Origin of the sequence: Bacillus ectoiniformans, from assembly GCF_016908875.1 — a bacterium.
In the GTDB taxonomy this organism is placed as follows: domain Bacteria; phylum Bacillota; class Bacilli; order Bacillales; family Domibacillaceae; genus Bacillus_BX; species Bacillus_BX ectoiniformans.
This window is the reverse complement of sequence record NZ_JAFBES010000005.1, coordinates 36,702-60,006: the sequence shown is the minus strand read 5'-3', so window position 1 is coordinate 60,006 and position 23,305 is coordinate 36,702. Positions and strand designations below refer to the sequence as shown.

The following is a 23,305-nucleotide window of genomic DNA, read 5'->3' as shown; positions in this document are numbered from 1 at the left end:
CCAGAGAGCCGTTTCGTCCTCCAGCTTATCCATTTTCTTTCTTGATTAATTCCTTTAGTTCATCCAAAAATACGTTGATATCCTTAAATTGGCGATAGACAGAAGCGAAACGGACATAGGCCACTTCGTCTACTCCAGAAAGCTGATCCATGACCATCTCACCGATTTGATCGGACTGAATCTCAGATATTCCTTGACTGCGGATATTTTTTTCGACAGAGATTGCGATATCTTCAAGCTGATCTAGTGACACGGGGCGCTTTTCACAAGCCTTAACGAGCCCTCGAAGCATTTTATCGCGATTAAACTCTTCTCTCATTCCTTCCTTCTTGACAACGATTAAAGGCAGATCCTCTACCTTCTCAAACGTTGTGAATCTATAGGAACACTCTTCACATTCTCTTCGCCGGCGAATGGAACGACCTTCGTCTACCGGTCTTGAGTCAATCACACGCGTTCCATTATGCTGACACGCAGGACATTTCATTCCATCAACTCCGATTCTCTATTATATTACCTTCATCATATAAAAAAGCACAGAAATGCACAAGCTGAAGCCGTTATGAAGGGCTTTCATTATGTATAAAATATAGGCAAAAAGAAAGGGACGCATGTAAAACATGCATCCCGGTTGTTTGTATTATAAGCTTGCTACAGGCTGTTTAGCGTGGACAGGTCCCATACCGCGAGGCATTTCAATCGTTTCGCGTGTTTCTGCCTCAAGAGCCTCTGCAATGTGGTTGGCTGCTACATTCGGATCTAAATGGCCGCAAGTATAAACATCGATGCTTGCATAACCATGTTCCGGAAAGCTGTGAATAGTTAAATGAGATTCAGAAATGATTACAACTCCGCTGACACCTTGTGGAGCAAATTTATGAAAAGCTACTTCGCGAATTTCAGCACCTGATTTAAGTGCAGCATCTACAAAGATTTTTTCAATAACTTCCATATCATTTAATTTGTCAAAATTACAGCCCCAAAGTTCTGATATTACATGACGACCCATAGTTTCCATTGATCGTTTCCCCCTTTTACAAGTTTAAATTTTTAAGAACGAGTTGTAAAAGTTATAACTGCCACGGGGGAAAGTTAGTCTGAAAAGGTCCTAACCCTTTAAGCAGCTATTTTGTTTCACGAAAAATAGTATACTTCGATTAAAAATATTTTGCAACCTACAATTTAAAAAAGTTTATTAATTTACCAAACTTTATTTTTGATTCGAATCTCCTGCTGCATTCGCATACTTTTGACCCACAAAAAAACCCGCCGGGGAGGCAGGTTTTTAAAGGGTACGGGTCATTCTAAGCGCAAAAGAGTTAAACAGCTACTTCAATTTTTTTTTTCATTTCTTCTGCTACATAGTTTACTAGATCAACTACGCGGCAAGAATAGCCCCACTCGTTATCATACCAAGCAAGAACTTTTACCTTCGTTCCACTCATCACGATCGTTGATAAACCATCGACAATGGAAGAATGAGGGTTTGTATTAAAGTCAACCGATACTAGCGGTTCTGTTGTGAAATCTAAAATTCCTTTAAGAGAGCCTTCAGAAGCTTTGATTAATGCATCATTCACTTCGTCAACTGTTACTTCACGGTTTAAGTCAACAACAAGGTCAACTAGAGACACGTTAGATGTTGGCACACGCAATGACATGCCGTGCAGCTTGCCTTTTAGCTGCGGAAGAACAAGTGAAAGGGCCTTAGCAGCACCTGTTGATGTCGGAATAATTGATTGAGCGCATGCACGGGCACGGCGCAAATCCTTATGAGGGTTATCAATATTCTTTTGATCATTTGTGTACGCATGAACAGTTGTCATTAAACCATTGTCAATGCCAAATGTTTCATTAAGCACTTTAGCAACTGGCGCTAAACAGTTTGTTGTACAAGAAGCGTTTGAAATAACTTCATGTTCTTCAACATTTAAATCGCTTTCATTTACTCCCATAACGATCGTTACATCTTCGTTCTTACCAGGAGCTGTTAAGACTACTTTCTTAGCGCCGGCCTCAATATGAAGAGCAGCTTTATCACGGGCATTGAACTTACCTGTTGCTTCGATGACAATATCTATATTAAGTTCTTTCCAAGGAAGCTCTAGAGGATCACGACTGCTTAATAATTGAACGCGTTTTCCATTTACGATCAGTGCATTCTCTTCCGTTTGCACGTCTCCTTCAAACTTTCCATGGTTTGTGTCATACTTAATTAAGTGAGCAAGTGTTTCAGCCGGGTAGCTTGCGTTAATTGCAACAATGTCCAGCCCTTCCTCTAAAATCGCTTTACGAAATACCATTCTTCCGATACGGCCAAACCCGTTAATTGCTACTTTCGCCTTCATATATCGGTTCCTCCTATATCAATAAATGTTATACTTATTGTTTTTTTCCTGTGATTAGTATAACATAATTAATTTTTAATGGAACAATAAAATAGGCATTTATAAAAGTTTAATTTTTCTGAATTGTACAAGCTTTAATTGCTAGTTTTCCCATATAAAGGTTACGATAAATAAAAAATGCGGACTCGAGTAAATCGAGTCCGCTCTCTCATTATGGAACGAGCTTCCAGTTATCAATCAACTGGCTTAACTGCCGCTCTGTTTCTTCAATTGAACCATTGTTATCAATAACCCAGTCTGCTCTTTTCGCCTTTTCAATTAATGCCATTTGTGAGGCAATACGCGCTTTAGCCGCCCTCTCATCAAGCGCATTTCGGTTCATTAATCGTTGGAGCTGCGTTTCTTCGTCAATGAAGACAACAATCACTTTTTCCACCATCCACAATAGATCACTTTCAAATAAAAGCGGAATATCCATAATCACTGTCTGATGTCCGCTTTCAATCGCTGTATCTTTTGCCTCAAGCATAAATGTCCGAACAGCTGGATGCACAATACCGTTCAATACTTTCCGCTTATCTTCCTGATGAAAAATAATTTCTCCTAATTTCCCCCGGTCAAGTGACCCGTCACCTAAGAGCACCTCTTGACCAAACTCTTCCACAATCTTTTGAAGTGCCGGCGTTCCGGGTTCAACTGCGGCACGTGCCGCTACATCTGCATCTACGATAACATATCCACGTTCAGCAAGCAGCGCACTGACCGTACTTTTGCCGCTCGCAATTCCACCTGTGAGTCCAATAATTGCTGCCATAAGTGATACCTGCCTTAATTAAAATTTCATCATTCCGATCACAATTAATAAGATTCCAGGAAAAAATGCCATTCGCTGCATCCATTTTACATGGGCGAACACACGGCCGCACCACAGTCCCCCGCTGACAAAAAGCAAATTCATGATAGCCACCGCTGAAGCAAGCAATAGGGGTGAGTAGCCGAGCATTGCAGCACCGATACCTGCACCAAATGCGTCGAGAGACAGGGCAAGACCTAAGAGTAATGCTTCAATCCCCGTTATCGTTCCTGATGAGTCCAAATCAGCATCCGCTGGTCTTTTTAATATTTGAATAACGACACCTAAACTTTTAATCTCTAATTGAATAAGACGCTTTTCTTCCATCGTTTTCTCTTGCTTGCCTTCATGAAAAAACTGCCATAGCACCCATACACCTAGCGCAATTAAGATAAAGCCGCCTAACCGTTCTGCAAAGCTTTCATCTAAAAAGCGGCTAATCAAATGCCCTGCTGCCATCGCTATAAGCAGAGAGCCTGCTGAGCAGAGAGAAAGAATAACGGAAGATTTAACAGGCAGCTTTAATTTCTTAAATCCGTAAGCAAGACCTGTACTGAAGCTATCAAGGCTGACAGCTGCAGCAAGCATGAATAATGAAGGGTACACACTCATACAACTGCTCCTTCCTTACCTATCTAATTACGATAGTATATGGAAGATTCTGCAGAGTGTTCTCTGATCATGCTTTAAGTCAAAGGCTGGCAAGACGGGCACACATGCGTGCCTCTTCCTGCAGCTTTCATCTTTTCGATCGGCTGTCCGCAAATTTTGCAAGGTTCTCCCGTCCGGCCATATACAAACAGAGCTTCTTGAAACGTCCCGATTTGCCCTTGGCCGTTTAGATAGGATCGGATCGTGCTTCCGCCTTTTTCTACAGCCTCCAAAAGAGTCGCCACTACCTCTTTGTGCAGGCGGACAAGTTCTTCAGGATGAAGTGAATTAGCTTTTTTGAGAGGGTGAATACCTGAGCGGAACAAGGCTTCATCCACATATATATTGCCGAGACCGACAAATACGGTTTGATCTAATAAAACAGCTTTGATTGGTCGCTGGGTTTTCATCAGCTTTTCTTGCATATACTCAACTGTGAACTCTTCTGAGAATGGTTCGGGTCCAAGCTGGGACAAAGGAAGCGAACCCAGCTCTTCGCCGCTCAAAAATAAATGCATGGTGCCGAACTTGCGCACGTCCCGATACCTTAGTTCCGTTCCATCACTAAACTTGAAGATGACATGGGTATGCGGCTCTTCTTCCTCTCCTTGATCATGAACTCTGTATTTTCCCTCCATTCGCAGATGGGAGACCAAGTTATAACGATCAAGTTCAAAAATTAAAAATTTCCCTCTTCTTTGCACTCCGCGGATCGTCTCGCCTATTAGAGCATCGGTAAATTGATCAGTCGGTTCGGGCTTTTTAATTATATTCGGCCATCGAATCTCCACGCCAGCAACCGTCTTTCCGATGACTAGCTGTTCGAGCGTCCGGCGAACCGTTTCAACCTCTGGCAGTTCCGGCATGAATGTCCCTCCTTTTACTTTGCATCATACCAAGTCGGGCCGAATGAGTAATCTACTTTTAATGGAACCTTTAATTCAACAGCTTGTTCCATCACTTCTGGCACCAGCTTTTTCATGATCTCAATTTCTTCTTCTGGCACTTCAAATATTAATTCATCGTGCACTTGCAGAAGCAAAGTCGACTGCAGATTCTCCTGCTCTAACCGTTCAGCAGCATCGATCATCGCCTTCTTAATAATATCTGCCGCACTTCCCTGAATCGGCGTATTCATTGCTGTTCTTTCTCCAAATCCCCTTAAGTTGAAATTACGGCTTGTGATTTCAGGAATATAGCGTCTCCGCTGCAGCAATGTTGTGACGTATCCTTTTTGTTTTGCTTCTTGAATAATGTCATCCATATATTCTTTTACACCCGGATAGGACTCTAAGTATCGTTCGATAAACTTACCGGCATCTTTTCTTGTAATCCCAAGGCTTTGGGACAGCCCATAGTCACTGATTCCATATACGATTCCAAAGTTGACCGCTTTCGCTTGACGCCGCATATTCGCTGTCACTTCTTCCTTTGACACATGGAACACATCCATTGCCGTCGCTGTATGAATATCGAGATCCTGGTGAAAGGCATCGATTAGCTTAGCATCGTCTGAGATATGAGCAAGAACACGCAATTCAATTTGAGAATAATCTGCCGCGAATATGACCGAACCCTCTTTAGATGGCACGAACGCTTGGCGGATTTTCCGTCCCTCTTCAAGACGAATCGGGATATTTTGCAAGTTAGGTTCAATAGAACTTAAACGTCCCGTCTGCGTGAGCACTTGATTAAAACGGGTATGAATCTTATGAGTATCTTGATCGACCACTTTTAATAATCCTTCGATATAGGTGGACTGAAGCTTTCCTAATTGGCGGTAGTGCAGAATATGTTCCACAATTTCGTGCTGCGGAGCCAGCTTTTCCAGTACATCCGCAGAAGTGGAGAATCCTGTCTTCGTCTTCTTAACCGGCGGCAGTCCAAGCTTCTCAAATAAAATAACCCCTAACTGCTTTGGTGAATTAATATTAAATTCTTCTCCAGCTAGTTCATGAATGGTTTTTTCAATGACGGAGAGCTGTTTCTTCAACTCCTCGCCCATCTGTTTCAGCCTTTCTACGTCCACACTTACGCCCACAGATTCCATATCAGCTAAGATGATGGCAAGCGGAAGTTCGAGTTCATTAAAAAGTTCTAACTGCCCGTTTTCCTCGAGTTCTTTTAAGCAAGTTTCTTTTAAAGACTGCAAGGCCTGGGCTTTGGCAGAGATATGTTCTGCATAAATAGCTTCTTCCGGCAGTTTCCGTTTGGCGCCTTTCGCATAAACAGCTTCATCAGACTGAATATTTCGCACTCCGTGAAGCTTAGCAACTGCTGAGAAATCTTCTGGAGATTCCGATGGGTTAATTAAATAAGAAGCAAGCAATAGGTCAAAGTCAATTCCTTGAAGTTCAATGCCTTGTCTTCTAAGCCCGACGATGGTCCGCTTCGCATCATAAACCGATTTTTTCATATCAGGGTTCTCTGCCCATGCCTTAAAGGCAGGACTTTGAAAAGCACTTTCCGCCGAAACGAAAAAAGTTTTCTCTTCAGTAGAAATGGCTACCCCCGGAACATCGGCCTGATGATAGTTGTCTGCAATCATTTCTAAATAGAAGCTTGAATGAGCAGGAAGCATAGAGTCGTCCAGTTCTGACACAGTCTCGTATTCCACTGCGGTATGCGCTTCTTCGACTTCTCCTTCAGGCTTCTCCATTTTATCCAGCAGAGAATTAAACCCAAGCTCTTTAAACAGATGGTAGACCTTGTCTTGATCAGGACCATCATAAGCCAGACTGTCGACAGTCATATCCATCGGCACTTCACGCAAAATCGTTGCCAGTTCTTTACTTAATACTGCTTGATCTTTAAACTCTTCCAGCTTCTCTTTTAATTTCTTGCCGCTGACTTCATCAATCGATTCCAGCAATGTTTCAAGCGTGGAAAATTGTTTCAGCAGTTTAATGGCTGTTTTTTCTCCTACACCGGGAACGCCAGGAATATTATCTGAGGAATCCCCCATCAGTCCTTTCATATCAATGATCTGCGAGGGGGTGAGTCCGTATTTTTCTTGAATATGTTCAGGTGTATAAACTTCGATATCTGTAATTCCTTTACGAGTAATACACACAGTCGTCGTCTCAGAACTCAATTGGGTTAAATCCTTATCACCGGAGAACACCTTCACTTCATAGCCTTCCTGTTCAGCCTGTAAAGCAAGCGTTCCGATAATATCATCCGCTTCATAGTTCTCAAGTTCAAATTGAGGAATGCGATAGTTTTTCAATAACTCTCGAATATAAGGAAATTGTTCTGATAGTTCAGGTGGAGTTTTTTGGCGTCCGCCTTTATATTCTTTAAATGTCTGGTGTCGAAAAGTCGTTTTCCCTGCATCAAAAGCGACAAGTAAATGGGTTGGCTTTTCCTCTTCCATGACTTTCATTAACATCATCGTAAAACCGTACACTGCGTTCGTATGAACACCCTTTTCATTATTTAATAAAGGTAAGGCAAAAAAGGCCCGATACGCAATGCTATTTCCATCAATTAACACTAATTTTTTCTTCAATGACAACATCTCCCCTTGGAGTGGTAATAAAAAAGCCGCTATTTTCTTTATCTATTCTAACACGCTTAGAATGGAAAAAGAAAATAACGGCCTTGCTTATCCTCTGCAGCAATGGTTTTAAAAAAAGGGAGGGGCAAACATTGCCCCTCTGCTAAAACAGCTGAAGAAGTAAGGGGTTGATGCTTACTATCTTATATGAAGATTATAAAGGCAGTATTAAGGAAACATAAATAGTTTGTAAACATACCACCTTTACACTTTTCAACTAGATTTTTCTAGTTCTTTTCTCAATTTCACGACAAATGTCGTCCCTTCATTTAACTGGCTGCGGACGTATATTTTTCCGCGGTGAGCTTCGATAATGTGTTTGACAATGGCCAAACCAAGGCCTGTACCGCCAGAGTTTCTGCTTCTCGCTTTATCCACGCGATAAAACCGTTCAAAGATTCTTGGCACCTCTTCTTCAGCTATACCAATTCCATTGTCTGAGACTTCAATCACTGCATAGCCTTTTTCTTCGTAACCGGTTATGCGAATGCTTCCTTCCTGCTGCGTATAAAGGATCGCATTGGTGATTAAGTTTAAAAACACTTGTTTTAACCTGTAAAGATCCCCTGTAATTGTGAGGTCACCCTTAAGATCTACAGTTACATTCATCCGCTTATTCTCCAGCCTCTTCTCCAAGGTTGGAAGAATATCTTCAATCAATTCCTCTATATTTACTTGATTGAGGGAGAGCACCATGCCTTTTTGTTCAATCTTCGACAATTCCAATAAATCCATCACGAGCGTTTCCATTCGTTCACTTTCTTTAGAAATGATCGTCAAAAACATTTCTAATGCTTCTGGGTCCGCCTTCGCTCCATCAAGCAGGGTTTCCGTAAATCCTTTAATAGAAGTAATCGGCGTTTTCAGCTCGTGCGAGACATTTGCCACAAAGTCTTTCCGCATTTGTTCAAGGTGTTTGATTTCAGTGATATCATGAAAGACAATTAATATCCCCTTCCACTCATCGTTCGTGCCAATAATGGGAGCTCCTGATATTTCAAAATGCTTTCGCTCAATAGATAAAGGCAGCACAAGCTGTTTACGGACATTGTTCTCTGTCATAAATACTTCTTCGATAATTTCAATTACTTCCTTATGCCGTAAAACTTCATGATATCGCTTTTTTATCAGACGTTCATTCTTAACATGGAAGAGATTCTTTAGCGACTGATTGACCATAACAATAAATCCGCGATCATCGATGAGCAAAAGGCCACTCTCAATATTTTCAATAATGGTTGTCAGACGGTTGTGATGAACTTCTTGCGCCTGCATCATTTCTTGAAGATTTCGGGCTAAAATATTAATCGACGTGTTCAGCACACCCACTTCATCCGGCGGAATTTCATATGTTCTCGCCTTGTAATTGCCTTTTGCGAGTTCAATGGCTACTTTGGTCGCTGACTCGATGGGCCTCGTATAGCGATTGGTAATTTTCGTACCGAACAAAATAATTAAAATAAGAGAAGCCCCAAGAGACAGCAGCAAGATCATCCATATTTGACTATATATATGATCAAGCACTTTAACCCTCGTACTGATGATTAAGAAACCCTCTTCCCCTTTTTGAGATGTGATAATTTTTTTCCAATGATATTGAACATCGAGCTTAGCGGCAAGTGAACTTTGATAGTTAGACGGTTTATCTAAGGCAGCAATTCTTTTCACAATTGTTTCATGGTTATAAACATTAGAATTCTCTGTTGCCCCGCTATCCATCACTATATTTCCAGCGGAATCCGCAATGGACATTCGAACGTTCAGCTCTTTGCTCCAATCAAGCAGCAGCTGATCGTTCAGCTTTTCAATTCCGCCTGTAAGACTGATTTGTTTAGCAAGAACGGTTGTCTCTTTATCCAAACGGTCATTTAACGCATTTAAATAGTACCCTTTAAATAGCTGGCCTAATAATATGCCCAGTGCAATTAGCACCATGACAATGAGTGAGATTAAGGCAAGGACTAGCCGAGTACGAAACTTGATCATAGCTGTTTTGGTTCCTCTAATTTATAGCCCAAGCCTCTGATGGTTTTTATGTATAAAGGCTTTCTCGTATTTAATTCTATTTTTTCCCGAAGGTGGCTAATATGCACATCGACAATGCGTGTATCGCCTGCAAAATCATATTTCCAAACCGCGCTTAATAATTGATCTCTTGTTAATACCCGTCCCTTGTTTTCAACCAAATACAACAGCAATTCAAATTCCTTCGGTGTCAACTCAAGCAAGTTGGATTGGAAATAAGCTTCATACTGTTCTGGAAAAATCTTTAACTCAGCTACTTCTACAAACTTTTCTTCAGGAAGTTCCACTTCTTCTTTTGGGATATTCTGAAGTCTGCGCAGAATCGCTTTCACCCGAGCAATCAATTCCCGAGGACTAAAAGGCTTCGTCATATAGTCATCCGCACCAAGTTCAAGTCCAAGTACTTTATCGAATTCTTCATCTTTAGCTGTCAGCATTAAGATCGGCGTACTGACTTTTCTCTGTCTTAATTCTTTGCATACTTCCATACCGTCGAGTCCTGGCAGCATCCAATCAAGTATGATCAGATCCGGAGATTCCTCCACCGCTTTATGCAAGCCTTCTTCCCCATCAACAGCAGAAATCACCTGATAACCTGCTTGCTCCAAGTTATATTTAATTAACGTAACGATGGATTGTTCATCATCCACAACAAGAATAGTCTTACTCATAAAGAGCCTCCCAAAAAAATAGATTCATCAACCCTTTTCCTATTATATAAAAAACAATGACCTATGGGAAAGAAAAGGAGGCGGAAAATGGCGAACCGGGTCAAAAATAAAAAAAACATCAGGCTATTTCTTATAAATAGCCTGATGTTTTGAGTTAAAATGATCGATGCTAAGCAAGAACGTTCATCACTTGACGGACGGAATCAGCAGACTTTTGAAGAGCTGCTTTTTCATCTTCCGTCAGTTCCAGCTCGATAATTTGTTCGATACCGTCTGCTCCAAGGATCGTTGGCACCCCGAGATAAATTCCTTCATACCCATACTCACCTTCAAGATAAGCGATAGCAGGAAGAACTCTGCGCTGGTCTTTAAGAATGGCTTCTGCCATTTCCACAAGAGATGCAGCCGGCGCGTAGTACGCAGACCCATTCCCAAGGAGAGCAACAATTTCTCCTCCGCCTTTACGAGTACGTTCAACAATGGCGTCAAGACGCTCCTTTGGAATAAGTGTTTCCAAAGGGATGCCTCCCGCATAAGAGTAGCGCACTAAAGGAACCATGTCATCTCCATGCCCGCCAAGAACAAAGCCCGTTATATCTTTAACCGACATGTTTAATTCTTGCGCGATAAAAGTACGGAACCGGGCAGAATCAAGCACACCGGACTGTCCAATGACTCGATTTTTCGGAAACCCTGATTCTTTAAATACGGTGTATGTCATTGCATCTACCGGGTTAGTTAATACTAAGATGTAGCAATCAGGAGAATATTTTACGACTTCTGAAGTAACAGACTTCATGACTTTTTGATTCGTTTGAACAAGGTCATCACGGCTCATGCCAGGCTTGCGTGCAATACCTGCTGTAATAATAACGATATCAGAGTCTTTTGTATCTTCATAGCTGGAGGTGCCTGTAATGTTTGCATCAAATCCTTGGACAGGACCTGCTTCAAGCATATCAAGCGCTTTGCCTTTTGTCGGGTCTTCTGCTTGAGGAATATCAACAAGCACTACATCTCCAAGCTCCTTTTGAGCTAGAAGGAATGCTGTTGTTGCTCCAGTAAATCCGCCGCCGATTACAGAAATCTTTTTGCGTTTTAAAGCCATTGTAAAACCCCTCCTGATTATTAGTAAATAAATTAGGTAAGACCGCCCCTCTATACGAGGAACGGTCAATGTAAATTAAAGGTTTTTAATTAATTCGTCAGCAAACTCAGAAGTTTTCACTTCAGTTGCACCATCCATTAGACGGGCAAAGTCGTAAGTAACAACTTTAGAAGCAATTGTTTTCTCAACTGATTTTGTAATCATTTGTGCCGCTTCATTCCATCCTAAGTGCTCAAGCAATAATACGCCTGATAATAGAACAGATGATGGGTTTACTTTATCTAAACCTGCATATTTTGGAGCTGTACCATGAGTCGCTTCAAAAATAGCATGTCCAGTTTCGTAGTTAATATTAGCTCCTGGTGCAATACCGATTCCGCCAACTTGAGCAGCTAATGCATCAGAGATATAGTCACCATTTAAGTTCATTGTAGCTACTACATCGAACTCACGTGGACGAGTTAAGATTTGTTGTAAGAAGATATCAGCAATAGAATCTTTTACGATGATCTTGCCAGCAGCTTCAGCATCAGCTTGCGCTTTGTTTGCCGCTTCTGCGCCTTGCTCGTCTTTAATTTTGTCATACTGTGCCCAAGTAAATACTTTGTCACCGAACTCTTGCTCAGCAAGCTCGTAACCCCAGTTTTTAAATGCACCCTCAGTATATTTCATGATGTTGCCTTTATGTACTAAAGTAACGGATTTACGTCCTTCTTTAATAGCATAATTGATCGCTGCACGCACCAAGCGGGAAGTTCCTTCTTTTGAAACCGGTTTGATACCGATACCAGAAGTTTCTGGGAAGCGGATTTTGTCTACTCCCATTTCATTGCGAAGGAAATCAAGTACTTTTTTCACTTCATCTGAACCTTCTGCATACTCGATACCTGCATAAATATCTTCAGTGTTTTCACGGAAAATAACCATGTCAGTATCTTCAGGACGCTTGATTGGTGAAGGTACACCATCAAAGTAACGAACTGGACGAAGACATACGAATAAATCCAATTCTTGACGCAGTGCAACGTTTAGAGAACGAATACCTCCGCCAACTGGAGTTGTTAAAGGACCTTTGATAGCGATTAAGTATTCACGAATTTGGTTAAGTGTTTCTTCCGGAAGCCATTCACCTGTTTTGTTGAATGCCTTTTCTCCAGCATAGACTTCTTTCCATTCGATTTTTTTCTCGCCGTTGTATGCTTTTTCAACCGCTGCATCTAGAACGCGGGAAGCTGCTGCCCAAATATCAGGACCAATTCCATCTCCCTCGATGAAAGGAATAACCGGGTTGTTAGGTACGTTTAATACGCCGTTTTGTACAGAAATTTTTTCGCCTTGTGTCATAATCCAATTCCTCCAATTTCAGAATCAAAGGTTAGATGGCAATCGCCTCTAACCTTTCGCTTACTATATTATTACACCAATTTTATTGCAATTTGTAAATATCAGAATTTATCCGCGCTTACTGATTGGTACATATTTTTGCATATCAGGACCGATATATTCCGCACGAGGACGGATCAAACGGTTATTTGAATACTGCTCTAAAATATGCGCCAGCCAGCCAGATACACGGCTAACTGCAAAGATCGGTGTGAATAAATCATGTTCAATGCCTAAGCTATGGTATACAGAAGCCGAGTAGAAATCAACGTTTGGCGGCAAGTTCTTTTGAGATGTTACAAGATCTTCAATTTGAGTGGACATTTCATACCACTGAGGCTCGCCTGTTATTTCAGTTAACTTCTTAGACATTTCTCTTAAGTGCTTTGCACGCGGATCACCTTTACGGTATACACGGTGGCCGAAGCCCATAATTTTTTCTTTGTTATTTAATTTGTTTAAGATGTACGGCTCAGCATTTTCAGGAGTGCCGATTTCAGACAGCATTTTCATAACTTGCTCATTTGCTCCGCCGTGAAGAGGACCTTTAAGAGCGCCGATTGCTGCTGTAACACCAGAATAAACATCAGATAAGGTAGCTACACAAACACGTGCCGTAAATGTAGATGCATTTAGCTCGTGATCCGCATGAAGGACAAGCGCTTTGTTAAATGCTTCTACTTCAATTTCTTCTGGCTCTTTGCCGGAAAGCATGTACAAGAAATTAGCAGCTAAGCTGTAATCTTTGCGTGGTGCAACCGGTTCCAAACCCTTACGGATGCGCGCAAATGCTGTTACGACCGCAGGAATTTGTGCTTGTAAGCGGATTGCTTTACGGTAATTAGCTTCTTCTGTCATTACATCCGCTTCTTCGTCATACAATCCTAGAAACGACACAGCCGTGCGGAGTGCAGCCATCGGATGTACTTTATCAATTGGATACATTTTGAAATGGTTGATAACCTCTTGAGGAATTTCATAGCTTTCTGCTAACTGCTCTCTTAGTTCATCCAGTTGCGCTTGAGTAGGTAGAGTGCGGTGCCAAAGTAAATAAATGACTTCTTCGAAGCTAGCGTTTACCGCTAAATCATCGATATCAAAACCTGCATATGTAAGAGTATCATCAATAATTGAACTGACTGATGATGTTGTTGCAACTACTCCTTCTAAACCGCGAGTTGTTGTCATAAAATTTTTCTCTCCTTTGCCTTTAGAATATCCCCGTTACCCCACTTTTTATCGTCTATTGACTTCTTAATGAGCGGTTGCTCAGTAAACGATAAAATAAAAAGGTTGTCCTGCTGTGAAAAGTTTGCGCTTTCATTTCCTATTATAAACAATTATCAGACTTTTGTGAATCAAAATGTCTTAAAAAATTCAAAAATTATTTATTCAGCAAATAAAAAACACAATCATTCATGTGGTATAATAATAAATTCTTTTATTCCACTACCTTTTATTATACAGGAAAATGAATATTGTTACTATTAAAACCACTCAAAAACTTTCATGGCCATGTAGGCAATGCCTGCTCCTATTAATGGCCCTACTGCCACACCATTAAATAAAGCGACGGCAGCTACTGTGCCTAATACAAGTGCAGTCGTTATATGGGGATCTTCTGCTAATAAAACAACTCCGCCTTTAGCCAGTAATGCGACAAACATCCCCGACACAATGGCGATCCATGCATAGGGCGATTTAAGTGCGCCACCCAATTCCTTAAATCCTATCTCTCCTGTGGCAATCGGAACTAAGACGGCGACAGTGATAATGGTTACACCCCAATTAATTCCTTTCGACTGAATAACAGAAAACAGCTTTCCGTCGAGTCCGAGTAATTTTATAAAAAGTAATGCAGCAACCGCTATAAGCAGCGACTGATTTTTAGCCATCAGACTGATGCCTAATAATAGCAGTAAAAATAAATATGGCTGTAACATGTTATTTCCCTTCAATTCGATTATTTTTTTAAACATTGCGAGATTTGTCAATATTCTTCTCTCGCTACTTGCTTTTATTTCCAGCCTCAACAAGTTACAATTTCAATTATATATGTGAAGCAAGGAGGCAAATGAATGAATCCTATTACTCGCGGCCGGCTAGTACGTCTTTTTATGATTATCGTTTCTGCCCTGCTGCTGATCATCTCACTTTATTATATTGCATCAGTGACTTATCCATTTATTATTGGACTAGCTGTCGCCTTTCTTATGAACCCATTCGTTCTTTTTTTAGAAAAGAATCTCAAGCTGCCAAGGGCGGCAGCTGTGGTTATTTCTATCTTTTTTATTCTCGCATTTTTGGCCGGTGTGATCACCCTGTTAATTGCCGAGATCGTGTCAGGAGCCGATTATTTAGCTTCTGTAGTACCTAAACATATTGATACAACTATCAGTTATATCGAACTGATGATTGCCGCTCAGGTGATTCCTCTATACGAGCAAGGATCAAGTTTATTCAAATCTCTCGGTTCAGGCCAGCAGGAAAGCATCCTTGAAAATATCCAAGAAACCGGACAGAAAATCGCTTCGTCAGCCGGCGACTTTCTGCAGAACTTCTTTTTAAGTCTGCCCCATCTTATTTCCTGGATTCCTAACTTCGCCACAGTGCTGATTTTTTCATTACTGGCCGCTTTTTTTATCAGCAAAGACTGGGAGCGGCTGCAGCAGCGGACCATTGCTTATTTGCCAGTGAAAGCCGCTCTTAGCTTACGGAAGGTCTTTAACTCTTTAAAGAAAGCATTATTCGGCTTTATGCGCGCCCAGCTGACACTGATTTCCATTACCACAGTGATTGTATTAATTGGCCTCTTAATCCTTCGCGTCAATTATGCGATTACCATTGCGCTTGTCACTGGCCTTGTAGATATTCTCCCTTATTTAGGAACGGGCGCTGTATTTGTCCCTTGGATCGTGTATGAATTAATTGCCGGTGATACCTCTCTTGCCATTGGACTTGCTGTTTTGTATATTATCGTCATTGTTCAAAGGCAAATTATGGAGCCTAAGATTCTCTCAGCAAGCATTGGCCTGGATCCACTCGCTACGCTAATTGCTTTGTTTGTCGGGTTTAAACTTGCAGGGTTTTTAGGACTGATTTTAGGTCCAGTCACGCTTGTTGTGATTAATTCGCTGCACCACGCGGGCGTTTTCACCGATCTATGGGCGTATGTAATAGGGAAGCCTGTCGAACCGCCACCGAAATAAATAGCGTCAGCTCTTGGGCTGACGCTATTTCATTATGATGATATTTCCATTTTGAAACCAGCGGCGAAATAATTTATAGAGCGCCGGCTTTAAATAGTGTCTAGTCTGCGGAACTAACAAAAAGAAGCCTGTAGCGTCTGTAATAAATCCAGGCGTTAATAGCAGCAGTCCCCCGACAAGAATACAAACCCCATCTAAAACAGAATCTCCGATAAATAACCCCTGCTGAAGATCTGTCTGTAACCTGCGAATCGTATGAAGCCCTTGCTTCTTTGCTAAATAGGCTCCTATAAACCCCGTTGTCAAGATGAGCATAATGGTTGGAACGATTCCTATCGTTTTTCCTGAAAGAAGCAACAATCCAATCTCAAATGCCGGGATGATAATAAAAATCGGTAATAGATATTTCACCGTCTACCTCCTCTAATGGCCAAGCCTTCTCTCTATTTTATCATATTCTAGCTAGACACACGAAATGCCAATCTCGCTGTCCAGGAGTGAAGGGCAAATAGGCTTAAGCTGAAGGATATCAGTAACTTTTGAACATTTATCAGCAACTATTTTAGATATATCAGCAACTTCCATCCAATTATCGGCAACTTTCAAAATATATCAGCAACTTATTCCCGAATAAATAACCAGGATTTTTTCCGTATTTTACCTTTAAAAAAATAAAAAGACACCTCAACGAGATGTCTTTTTATCTTAAAGAACGTTGGCATGTCCGTTATAAATAATCCCTCTGGCAGCATCTACAGTGATTTCCTGGCCGTCTGACAAAGCATGAGTAGCTTGTTCTACACCTACTAATACTGGCACGCCTAAATTAATGCCTACCACTGCGGCATGACTGGTTAAGCCGCCTTCTTCTGTAATTAACGCAGCACATTTTTCAATGGCCGGAACCATTTCTTTGTCACTGCCGATCGTAACTAAAATAGATCCTGGCTCCACTTTTTCAAGGGCTTCTTGTGCATCTTTAGCAACCACGACTTTGCCGTATGCGGATTTTCGGCCAATTCCTTGACCTTTCATCAAGATATCCCCGACAACATGGATTTTCATTAAGTTCGTCGTGCCTCTTTCACCCACTGGAACGCCAGCAGTAATGATAATCAAATCCCCATGCTTGACTAATCCTGTTTCAAGACTTTGCTGAACAGCTAATTCAAGCATATCATCCGTTGTTTTTACTTTTGGACCAATTTGAGGGACAACTCCCCATACCAGTGCCAAGCTTCTTGATACTCGTTCATCAGAAGTCACAGCGACAATTGGCGCTTGTGAACGGTATCTAGAGATCATGCGGGCTGTATGACCGCTTTCTGTAGGAGCCACAATCGCTCGCGCTGTCAGGTTATTCGCTGTATGTGCGACGGATTGGCCGATCGCATCTGTCATCGTATGTTTGCTCACTTTGCTGCGAGTAGATAGGATTTCTTTAAAATTAAGAGCTGTTTCCGCACGGGCAGCAATATTATGCATCGTCTGCACAGCTTCAAGAGGATAAGATCCTGCAGCGGTTTCACCCGAAAGCATGATGGCATCTGTTCCATCAAAAATGGCGTTAGCCACATCACTTGCTTCTGCACGCGTCGGTCTCGGGTTTCTTTGCATAGAATCTAGCATTTGCGTCGCAGTAATAACCGGCTTGCCAAGAATATTGCATTTTTTAATCAAGCTTTTTTGGACGAGCGGCACTTCTTCTGCGGGTATTTCAACACCAAGGTCTCCGCGCGCAACCATCAATCCATCGGAAACTTCAAGAATTTCATCGATGTTATCGACACCTTCTTGGTTTTCAATTTTTGGTACGATTTGAATGTGAGACGCCTGATTGCTCTCAAGCAATTCACGAATCTCAAGCACATCTGTCGGACGGCGAACAAATGATGCTGCAATGAAATCAACATCTTGTGCAATTCCAAATTTAATGTCTTCTGCATCCTTGCTTGTGATTCCAGGGAGTTTCACCGATACACCTGGCACATTCACGCCTTTTTTATTTTTCAACGTTCCATTGTTTAATACTTTGGTAAGGATTTCCCCCTGCTGTTTCTCAATTGAAACAACTTCAAGGCCAATTAATCCATCGTCCAGTAAGATCTTAGATCCTGTGCGGACGTCATCAATCAACCCATCATAAGTAACAGAGAATTTCTCCGGGGTTCCAAGCACTTCATGCATAGAAATGATGACTTCAGTTCCTTGTTTTAACTCGATCGAGTCATTCTCCATGTTATGTGTGCGAATTTCCGGTCCTTTTGTGTCCAATAAAATAGCGACTGTTTTGCCAGCAGCTTTTGCCGCTTCCCGAATATTCTTGATTCTCGCGGCATGTTCTTCGTGATTGCCGTGCGAAAAATTCAAACGGGCAACGTTCATTCCAGCATGAATAAGAGACGTTAACATCTCGACACTTTCACTGGCAGGTCCAATCGTACATACAATTTTCGTCTTTCTCATGGTTTTGCAGCCTCCTAGAGAGTAGGGATTTCCTATTTAAATGTTAAATGGATAACTCTTTTGATAAACGATACATATCTAAGTCTAATTTATGCGGCATAGCAAGCGCCTCAATAATATCATAATCAACCAATTTATTGTGCTCGATTCCAACAGCTCGTCCGCCCTTGCCTTCAATGAGAAGTTCAACAGCTCTTGCTCCTAGACGGCTCGCAAGCACTCTGTCTGCAGCAGTTGGTGAACCGCCTCTTTGCATATGGCCTAACACAGAAACTCTTGTGTCAAAATCGGTATTCTCTTCAATCTTTTTAGCGAATTCCGTTCCGCTCATGACGCCTTCGGCCACAATAATAATACTGTGTTTCTTTCCGCGTTCATGCCCTTTCATGAGACGTTCTTTCACCGACTCCATATCATATGGATCTTCTGGAATCAGAATCGTTTCAGCTCCGCCTGAAAGTCCAGCCCATAATGCTAGATCTCCTGCGTCCCTTCCCATGACCTCAACAACAAAGGTGCGCTCGTGGGAACTCGCTGTATCACGAATTTTATCCACCGCATCAATGACAGTATTAAGTGCTGTGTCAAAGCCAATTGTAAACTCGGTACCTGGAATATCATTATCAATTGTTCCCGGCACGCCGACACACGGGTAGCCTAGTTCAGTTAAAGCTTTCGCTCCGCGATAAGAGCCATCTCCGCCGATGACAACCAGCCCTTCAATACCATGAGCCTTCAACTGTTCAATTCCTTGTTTTTGTCCTTCTTTGGTGACGAATTCCGGACAGCGGGCAGACCTTAAAACCGTACCGCCGCGATGAATAATATCTCCAACAGAGCCTAGTTCAAGCTTCTGTATGTTTCCTGTCATCAATCCATGATAACCTTGGTATACGCCATATACTTCTAATCCATGATAAATGGCTTTACGAACAACCGCACGAACGGCTGCATTCATTCCTGGGGCGTCTCCGCCGCTAGTCAATACTCCAATACGTTTCATAAATATCACCTCAATGGTAGTATGTTATGTAATCCAGAGCCATGAGTCCAAACATAGTATGAACTAAAAACTATCTCTTTATTTTAAAATAACAGAAAGGTCAGACCTTCACAATGTTTAGTAGAACCTTTGCAAAAGACACGCAAAAATCAGTTAATTGCAAGCGTTTCCTCCCATAAAAATGCGAAAAGAAAACGTGCTTCCTCCTAAGAATGCACGTTACCCTAATACCCCTATCAAATTCTTTAAAACGATTATAGAGAATATTCCCCAATTTTTTTGTACTTATCATAGCGTTGTGCCAGCAGTTCATCAGGCGACAATTCAGTCAGTTCGTCCAGTGATTTAACTAACACTTCATTAATGCGTTCAGCCTGCAATTTCACATCACGATGAGCTCCTCCGCTGACTTCAGGAATAATTTCATCAATTACTTCTAATTCCTTTAAGTCTCTAGCCGTGATCTTCATCGTTTCTGCCGCTCGTTTTGCCTGCGTTGCATCCTTCCAAAGCAGTGCTGCAGCTCCTTCTGGAGAAATCACCGAATACGTGGAGTTCTCAAGCATATGCAGACGGTCACCAACACCAAGAGCCAGCGCGCCGCCGCTTCCGCCTTCCCCAATGACAATGCATATGACCGGAACAGCCATTCCTGCCATTTCGAACAGGTTTCTTGCGATCGCTTCACTTTGCCCGCGCTCCTCAGCCGCTTTGCCTGGATAAGCACCTTTTGTATCAATTAAACAAATGATCGGACGTTTGAATTTGACGGCTTGATTCATTAATCGAAGCGCTTTACGGTAGCCTTCAGGATGAGGCATGCCAAAAGTACGGCGAATATTTTCTTTTGTATCACGTCCGCGCTGATGACCAATCACTGTGACTGGCCGGCCATGGAATTTAGCCACGCCGCCTACAATGGCTGCATCGTCGCCGAACAGCCGGTCACCGTGAAGTTCCATAAAATCCGTAAACAAATGCTCGATATAATCTAATGTTGTCGGACGCTCCGGGTGTCTGGCCATTTGAACGCGATCCCACGGAGTCATGCTTTCATAAATATCATTTTCTAATTTTTTTAAGCGTTCTTCAAGCTTCGCAATTTCTTCTGACAGATCGACATCAGAATTAGAAGTAAATTCTTTTAACTCTGCGATCTTGTCCTTTAACTCAAGGACTGGCTTTTCAAATTCTAATCCTATCATGCTAAATCACCGCCCGGTTGATGAATATCTAATAAAAAGGCAATTTTATCTTTTAAGTCATGCCGATGGATCACTGCATCAAGCTGTCCATGCTTTAATAAAAATTCCGCTGTTTGGAAGTCTTCAGGGAGCTTTTCCCGAATCGTTTGTTCAATAATTCTGCGGCCGGCAAATCCGATCAGTGCTTTAGGCTCAGCGAAATTGTAATCTCCTAATGAGGCAAAACTTGCTGAAACCCCGCCAGTCGTCGGATGTGTCATGATGGAAATGATCAGTCCGCCGCCATTAGAGAACCGCTTAAGCGCCACACTCGTTTTCGCCATTTGCATTAAAGACAGCACGCCTTCTTGCATTCTTGCACCGCCAGATGCCGTAAAAATAATAAATGGAACCTGCAGACGTTCGGCTTCTTCGATGGCTCTTGTAATTTTTTCTCCTACAACGGAACCCATGCTGCCCATTCGGAATGTAGAATCCATGATGGCAACTACGGCATCATAGCCATTTACTTGGCCCTTTCCAGTTAAAATCGCCTCATTCATACCGGTTTTCTTTCGGTCTGCTTCGACTTTTTCCATATATCCAGGGAAGTTTAATGGATTGGCAGAGGTCAATTCGGCATCCAATTCAATAAATGTTCCTTCATCAATGAAAGAGCTGCATCTTTCAACCGCGTTCATTTGGTAATGATGGCCGCATTGCATGCAAACGTTTAAATTCTTTTTTAATTCTTTCGTGTACATGATTTTTTTACATTTCGGGCATTTCTGCATAATTCCTTCTGGAACGTCTTGTTTACTCGCTTCAGAAGGTATTGTGGCGTATTTCTTCTTTTTTTGCTTTTGTTTACTGAACAATTCTTTAATCAACGTACATCCTCCCCCTGTTAAGACGATCACACTGTCCCCTAACTGTACATGACCGTGTGCAAAAAAAATGTTATTTCTTGTGCTTGTCCTTCGACAAATTTTTATAGATTTTTATAGGCCTGAAAGATTTCTGTCAAATTTTTTGTTTTTACTGTATCCAGAAGCAGATGAAAGCCTTGCTTATTACCAGCCATTCGGTCGTCTTTATAAATGGCTTTTGCATAATCCGAGACAATTAGCCAAATTTTTGTCAGCAATTCATTTTGACCGTGCTTCATTAGCATTCGAAAGAACTGCTCCTCTGTGAAACTAGCCTGCTCCATTTCATCAGCCACAGCAGCTAAAATTTCTTCTAAATCCGGGTGCTCAGTCATTAATGCTAAACAGCCCATTTCTAGAATTTCTTTCGTCCGTCTGACATCCTGTTTCGTTCGGTCGTTTTGCAAAATGAATGTGCTGAGCAGCTGAACTAATTGATGATCGCTAAAGTCGCGCAGAAAAGTGCCTTCACCGCGTCTAGTTTCAATTAACCCGAGCAATTCCAGCGCACGAAGCGCTTCTCTTACAGAAGAGCGCCCGACTGACAGGCGCTCTGACAATTCTCTTTCTGATGGAATTTTATCACCGGGCAGCAGTCCGTCCGAAGCAATCATTTGTCGAATTTCATCAACGATATCAACAAATTTTGAATTGCCTCCGCTTTTACTCACTGCTTATTCACCTTTGCCGATCACAGCTAGCTGAATGGTGCGTTCTCGAACTTCTTCAGGGTCCACCTTAATACGAGAGACACCCGTTTCCATAGCTGCTTTGGCGACTGCAGCGGCTACTGCTGGTGCTACTCGCGGATCAAATGGGCCAGGAATGACATAATCTGAATTTAATTCATTCTCACTCACTAGTTCAGCGATTGCTTCAACAGCGGCCTGCTTCATTTTTTCGTTAATATGTGTGGCCCGGACATCTAAAGCTCCTCTAAAAATACCAGGGAAGGCCAATACATTATTCACTTGGTTCGGGAAATCAGAACGGCCTGTTCCAATGACTTTCGCTCCAGCCATTTTTGCCTCTTCTGGCATGATTTCAGGCGTTGGGTTCGCCATTGCAAAAATAATCGGTTCTTTCTTCATTGTCGCAACCATTTCTTGTGTCAGCGCTCCAGCTACAGATACGCCAATGAAAACATCCGCGCCTTCAATTACTTCTGCTAGACTGCCTGCCTGCTTGTCCTGGTTCGTAAACTTGGCCACTTCGTCTTTCACACTGTTCATACCTTCAGGACGGCCTTCATAGATCGCACCTTTAGAATCACACATGATCATGTTGCGAACGCCATAACTGAAAAGAAGTTTAATAATGGCAATGCCAGCAGCACCTGCGCCGTTAGCTACCACTTTTATTTCTGTCAGCTTTTTGCCTGTCAGCTTTAACGCATTTAATAATCCCGCGACTGTGACGATTGCTGTTCCATGCTGATCATCGTGAAACACCGGGATATTCGATTCTCTCTTTAACCGTTCTTCAATTTCAAAGCAGTTCGGTGCCGCGATATCCTCTAAATTGACACCACCGAAAGTCGGCTCCATTAATTTCACCGTTTCAACAATTTTGTCGACATCTGTTGTATTCAAACAAATAGGAAAGGCATCCACACCGGCGAAGCTTTTGAACAGTACAGCTTTTCCTTCCATTACAGGCATCGCTGCTTCCGGCCCGATGTTTCCAAGACCGAGTACGGCTGTTCCATCAGATACTACCGCTACTGTGTTTCCTTTAATTGTATAATCATAAACCGTCTCCGGCTTTTCATAAATTTCTTTACAAGGTTCAGCAACTCCCGGTGAATAGGCAAGGCTTAAATCTCTCGCATTTTTCACTTCTACCTTAATTCCCGTTGATAACTTGCCCTGATTAGCTTTATGCATATGCAGTGCTTCTTCTCTGATTGACATGAT

The 23,305-nt window shown here is 42.0% G+C and carries 21 protein-coding genes; 1 reads left to right on the top strand and 20 read right to left on the bottom strand.

Annotated features, from left to right (window positions below; translation table 11 throughout):
- Positions 1-25: 25 nt before the first annotated feature.
- The 13 genes from nrdR to JOC78_RS08765 form a co-directional block, all read right to left on the bottom strand.
- Entirely contained in the window at positions 26-487 is a 462-nt protein-coding gene (gene nrdR / locus JOC78_RS08825; protein ID WP_204554292.1) for a transcriptional regulator NrdR, read from the bottom strand.
- A 153-nt stretch (positions 488-640) separates the two neighbouring features.
- Positions 641-1,018: an adenosylmethionine decarboxylase gene (gene speD, locus JOC78_RS08820; RefSeq protein ID WP_204554290.1), complete on the bottom strand. Its 378-nt coding sequence runs from the start codon at positions 1,016-1,018 to the stop codon at positions 641-643.
- Positions 1,019-1,319: 301 nt separating this feature from the next.
- Complete coding sequence (locus JOC78_RS08815; RefSeq protein ID WP_204554288.1) at positions 1,320-2,348, bottom strand: glyceraldehyde-3-phosphate dehydrogenase; 1,029 nt, start codon at positions 2,346-2,348, stop codon at positions 1,320-1,322.
- A 211-nt stretch (positions 2,349-2,559) separates the two neighbouring features.
- Positions 2,560-3,162 (bottom strand): dephospho-CoA kinase, encoded by a 603-nt coding sequence (coaE, locus tag JOC78_RS08810; protein WP_204554286.1) that lies wholly within the window; start codon positions 3,160-3,162, stop codon positions 2,560-2,562.
- An 18-nt stretch (positions 3,163-3,180) separates the two neighbouring features.
- Complete coding sequence (gene ytaF / locus JOC78_RS08805; protein WP_204554284.1) at positions 3,181-3,813, bottom strand: sporulation membrane protein YtaF; 633 nt, start codon at positions 3,811-3,813, stop codon at positions 3,181-3,183.
- Positions 3,814-3,887: 74 nt separating this feature from the next.
- Positions 3,888-4,718: a DNA-formamidopyrimidine glycosylase gene (mutM, locus tag JOC78_RS08800; protein ID WP_204554282.1), complete on the bottom strand. Its 831-nt coding sequence runs from the start codon at positions 4,716-4,718 to the stop codon at positions 3,888-3,890.
- 14 nt (positions 4,719-4,732) lie between these two features.
- Positions 4,733-7,369, bottom strand: coding sequence for a DNA polymerase I (polA, locus tag JOC78_RS08795; RefSeq protein WP_420829931.1), 2,637 nt, complete (start codon positions 7,367-7,369; stop codon positions 4,733-4,735).
- Positions 7,370-7,624: 255 nt separating this feature from the next.
- The gene (gene pnpS / locus JOC78_RS08790; protein WP_204554278.1) at positions 7,625-9,397 is read right to left on the bottom strand and encodes a two-component system histidine kinase PnpS; all 1,773 of its coding nucleotides are present in this window, start codon (positions 9,395-9,397) and stop codon (positions 7,625-7,627) included.
- Positions 9,394-10,107: a response regulator transcription factor gene (locus tag JOC78_RS08785; RefSeq protein ID WP_204554276.1), complete on the bottom strand. Its 714-nt coding sequence runs from the start codon at positions 10,105-10,107 to the stop codon at positions 9,394-9,396. The genes pnpS and JOC78_RS08785 overlap by 4 nt, the downstream gene beginning before the upstream one ends.
- 169 nt (positions 10,108-10,276) lie before the next feature.
- On the bottom strand, positions 10,277-11,215 hold the full coding sequence (gene mdh / locus JOC78_RS08780) for a malate dehydrogenase (RefSeq protein ID WP_204554274.1): 939 nt from the start codon (positions 11,213-11,215) through the stop codon (positions 10,277-10,279).
- 75 nt (positions 11,216-11,290) lie between these two features.
- On the bottom strand, positions 11,291-12,559 hold the full coding sequence (gene icd / locus JOC78_RS08775; RefSeq protein ID WP_204554272.1) for an NADP-dependent isocitrate dehydrogenase: 1,269 nt from the start codon (positions 12,557-12,559) through the stop codon (positions 11,291-11,293).
- Positions 12,560-12,667: 108 nt separating this feature from the next.
- The gene (gene citZ / locus JOC78_RS08770; protein ID WP_204554270.1) at positions 12,668-13,786 is read right to left on the bottom strand and encodes a citrate synthase; all 1,119 of its coding nucleotides are present in this window, start codon (positions 13,784-13,786) and stop codon (positions 12,668-12,670) included.
- Positions 13,787-14,085: 299 nt separating this feature from the next.
- Complete coding sequence (locus tag JOC78_RS08765; RefSeq protein ID WP_204554268.1) at positions 14,086-14,541, bottom strand: DUF441 domain-containing protein; 456 nt, start codon at positions 14,539-14,541, stop codon at positions 14,086-14,088.
- A 135-nt stretch (positions 14,542-14,676) separates the two neighbouring features.
- Here JOC78_RS08765 and ytvI point away from each other — a divergent pair, with 135 nt between their 5' ends.
- Complete coding sequence (ytvI, locus tag JOC78_RS08760; RefSeq protein WP_204554266.1) at positions 14,677-15,807, top strand: sporulation integral membrane protein YtvI; 1,131 nt, start codon at positions 14,677-14,679, stop codon at positions 15,805-15,807.
- Positions 15,808-15,831: 24 nt separating this feature from the next.
- On the opposite strand, the gene JOC78_RS08755 is transcribed toward ytvI, so the two are convergent.
- The 7 genes from JOC78_RS08755 to ystJ all read right to left on the bottom strand — a co-directional run bounded on the left by JOC78_RS08755 (position 15,832) and on the right by ystJ (position 23,302).
- Entirely contained in the window at positions 15,832-16,218 is a 387-nt protein-coding gene (locus JOC78_RS08755; RefSeq protein WP_204554264.1) for an FxsA family protein, read from the bottom strand.
- 294 nt (positions 16,219-16,512) lie between these two features.
- Positions 16,513-18,273, bottom strand: a complete 1,761-nt coding sequence (pyk, locus tag JOC78_RS08750; RefSeq protein WP_204554262.1) for a pyruvate kinase — start codon at positions 18,271-18,273, stop codon at positions 16,513-16,515.
- A 43-nt stretch (positions 18,274-18,316) separates the two neighbouring features.
- A complete protein-coding gene (gene pfkA / locus JOC78_RS08745) occupies positions 18,317-19,276 on the bottom strand; it encodes a 6-phosphofructokinase (RefSeq protein WP_204554260.1) in 960 nt (319 codons plus the stop codon).
- 254 nt (positions 19,277-19,530) lie between these two features.
- On the bottom strand, positions 19,531-20,481 hold the full coding sequence (gene accA, locus JOC78_RS08740; RefSeq protein ID WP_204554258.1) for an acetyl-CoA carboxylase carboxyl transferase subunit alpha: 951 nt from the start codon (positions 20,479-20,481) through the stop codon (positions 19,531-19,533).
- Positions 20,478-21,350: an acetyl-CoA carboxylase, carboxyltransferase subunit beta gene (accD, locus tag JOC78_RS08735; RefSeq protein ID WP_204554256.1), complete on the bottom strand. Its 873-nt coding sequence runs from the start codon at positions 21,348-21,350 to the stop codon at positions 20,478-20,480. Before accD ends, accA begins: the two co-directional genes overlap by 4 nt.
- 101 nt (positions 21,351-21,451) lie before the next feature.
- A complete protein-coding gene (locus tag JOC78_RS08730) occupies positions 21,452-22,060 on the bottom strand; it encodes a FadR/GntR family transcriptional regulator (RefSeq protein ID WP_338023191.1) in 609 nt (202 codons plus the stop codon).
- A 3-nt stretch (positions 22,061-22,063) separates the two neighbouring features.
- Complete coding sequence (ystJ, locus tag JOC78_RS08725) at positions 22,064-23,302, bottom strand: NADP-dependent malic enzyme (RefSeq protein WP_204554254.1); 1,239 nt, start codon at positions 23,300-23,302, stop codon at positions 22,064-22,066.
- Between the last annotated feature and the right edge of the window lie 3 nt (positions 23,303-23,305).

What these genes read in the sequence shown, in the direction of transcription:
- JOC78_RS08765 (WP_204554268.1), bottom strand. Translation starts at nt 14,541, where the DNA reads ATGTTACAGCCATATTTATTTTTACTGCTATTATTAGGCATCAGTCTG.
- ytaF (WP_204554284.1), bottom strand. Translation starts at nt 3,813, where the DNA reads ATGAGTGTGTACCCTTCATTATTCATGCTTGCTGCAGCTGTCAGCCTT.
- accA (WP_204554258.1), bottom strand. Translation starts at nt 20,481, where the DNA reads ATGATAGGATTAGAATTTGAAAAGCCAGTCCTTGAGTTAAAGGACAAG.
- icd (WP_204554272.1), bottom strand. Translation starts at nt 12,559, where the DNA reads ATGACACAAGGCGAAAAAATTTCTGTACAAAACGGCGTATTAAACGTA.
- ytvI (WP_204554266.1), top strand. Translation starts at nt 14,677, where the DNA reads ATGAATCCTATTACTCGCGGCCGGCTAGTACGTCTTTTTATGATTATC.
- nrdR (WP_204554292.1), bottom strand. Translation starts at nt 487, where the DNA reads ATGAAATGTCCTGCGTGTCAGCATAATGGAACGCGTGTGATTGACTCA.
- ystJ (WP_204554254.1), bottom strand. Translation starts at nt 23,302, where the DNA reads ATGTCAATCAGAGAAGAAGCACTGCATATGCATAAAGCTAATCAGGGC.
- JOC78_RS08815 (WP_204554288.1), bottom strand. Translation starts at nt 2,348, where the DNA reads ATGAAGGCGAAAGTAGCAATTAACGGGTTTGGCCGTATCGGAAGAATG.
- pyk (WP_204554262.1), bottom strand. Translation starts at nt 18,273, where the DNA reads ATGAGAAAGACGAAAATTGTATGTACGATTGGACCTGCCAGTGAAAGT.
- JOC78_RS08785 (WP_204554276.1), bottom strand. Translation starts at nt 10,107, where the DNA reads ATGAGTAAGACTATTCTTGTTGTGGATGATGAACAATCCATCGTTACG.
- pnpS (WP_204554278.1), bottom strand. Translation starts at nt 9,397, where the DNA reads ATGATCAAGTTTCGTACTCGGCTAGTCCTTGCCTTAATCTCACTCATT.
- citZ (WP_204554270.1), bottom strand. Translation starts at nt 13,786, where the DNA reads ATGACAACAACTCGCGGTTTAGAAGGAGTAGTTGCAACAACATCATCA.
- speD (WP_204554290.1), bottom strand. Translation starts at nt 1,018, where the DNA reads ATGGAAACTATGGGTCGTCATGTAATATCAGAACTTTGGGGCTGTAAT.
- mdh (WP_204554274.1), bottom strand. Translation starts at nt 11,215, where the DNA reads ATGGCTTTAAAACGCAAAAAGATTTCTGTAATCGGCGGCGGATTTACT.
- coaE (WP_204554286.1), bottom strand. Translation starts at nt 3,162, where the DNA reads ATGGCAGCAATTATTGGACTCACAGGTGGAATTGCGAGCGGCAAAAGT.
- pfkA (WP_204554260.1), bottom strand. Translation starts at nt 19,276, where the DNA reads ATGAAACGTATTGGAGTATTGACTAGCGGCGGAGACGCCCCAGGAATG.
- mutM (WP_204554282.1), bottom strand. Translation starts at nt 4,718, where the DNA reads ATGCCGGAACTGCCAGAGGTTGAAACGGTTCGCCGGACGCTCGAACAG.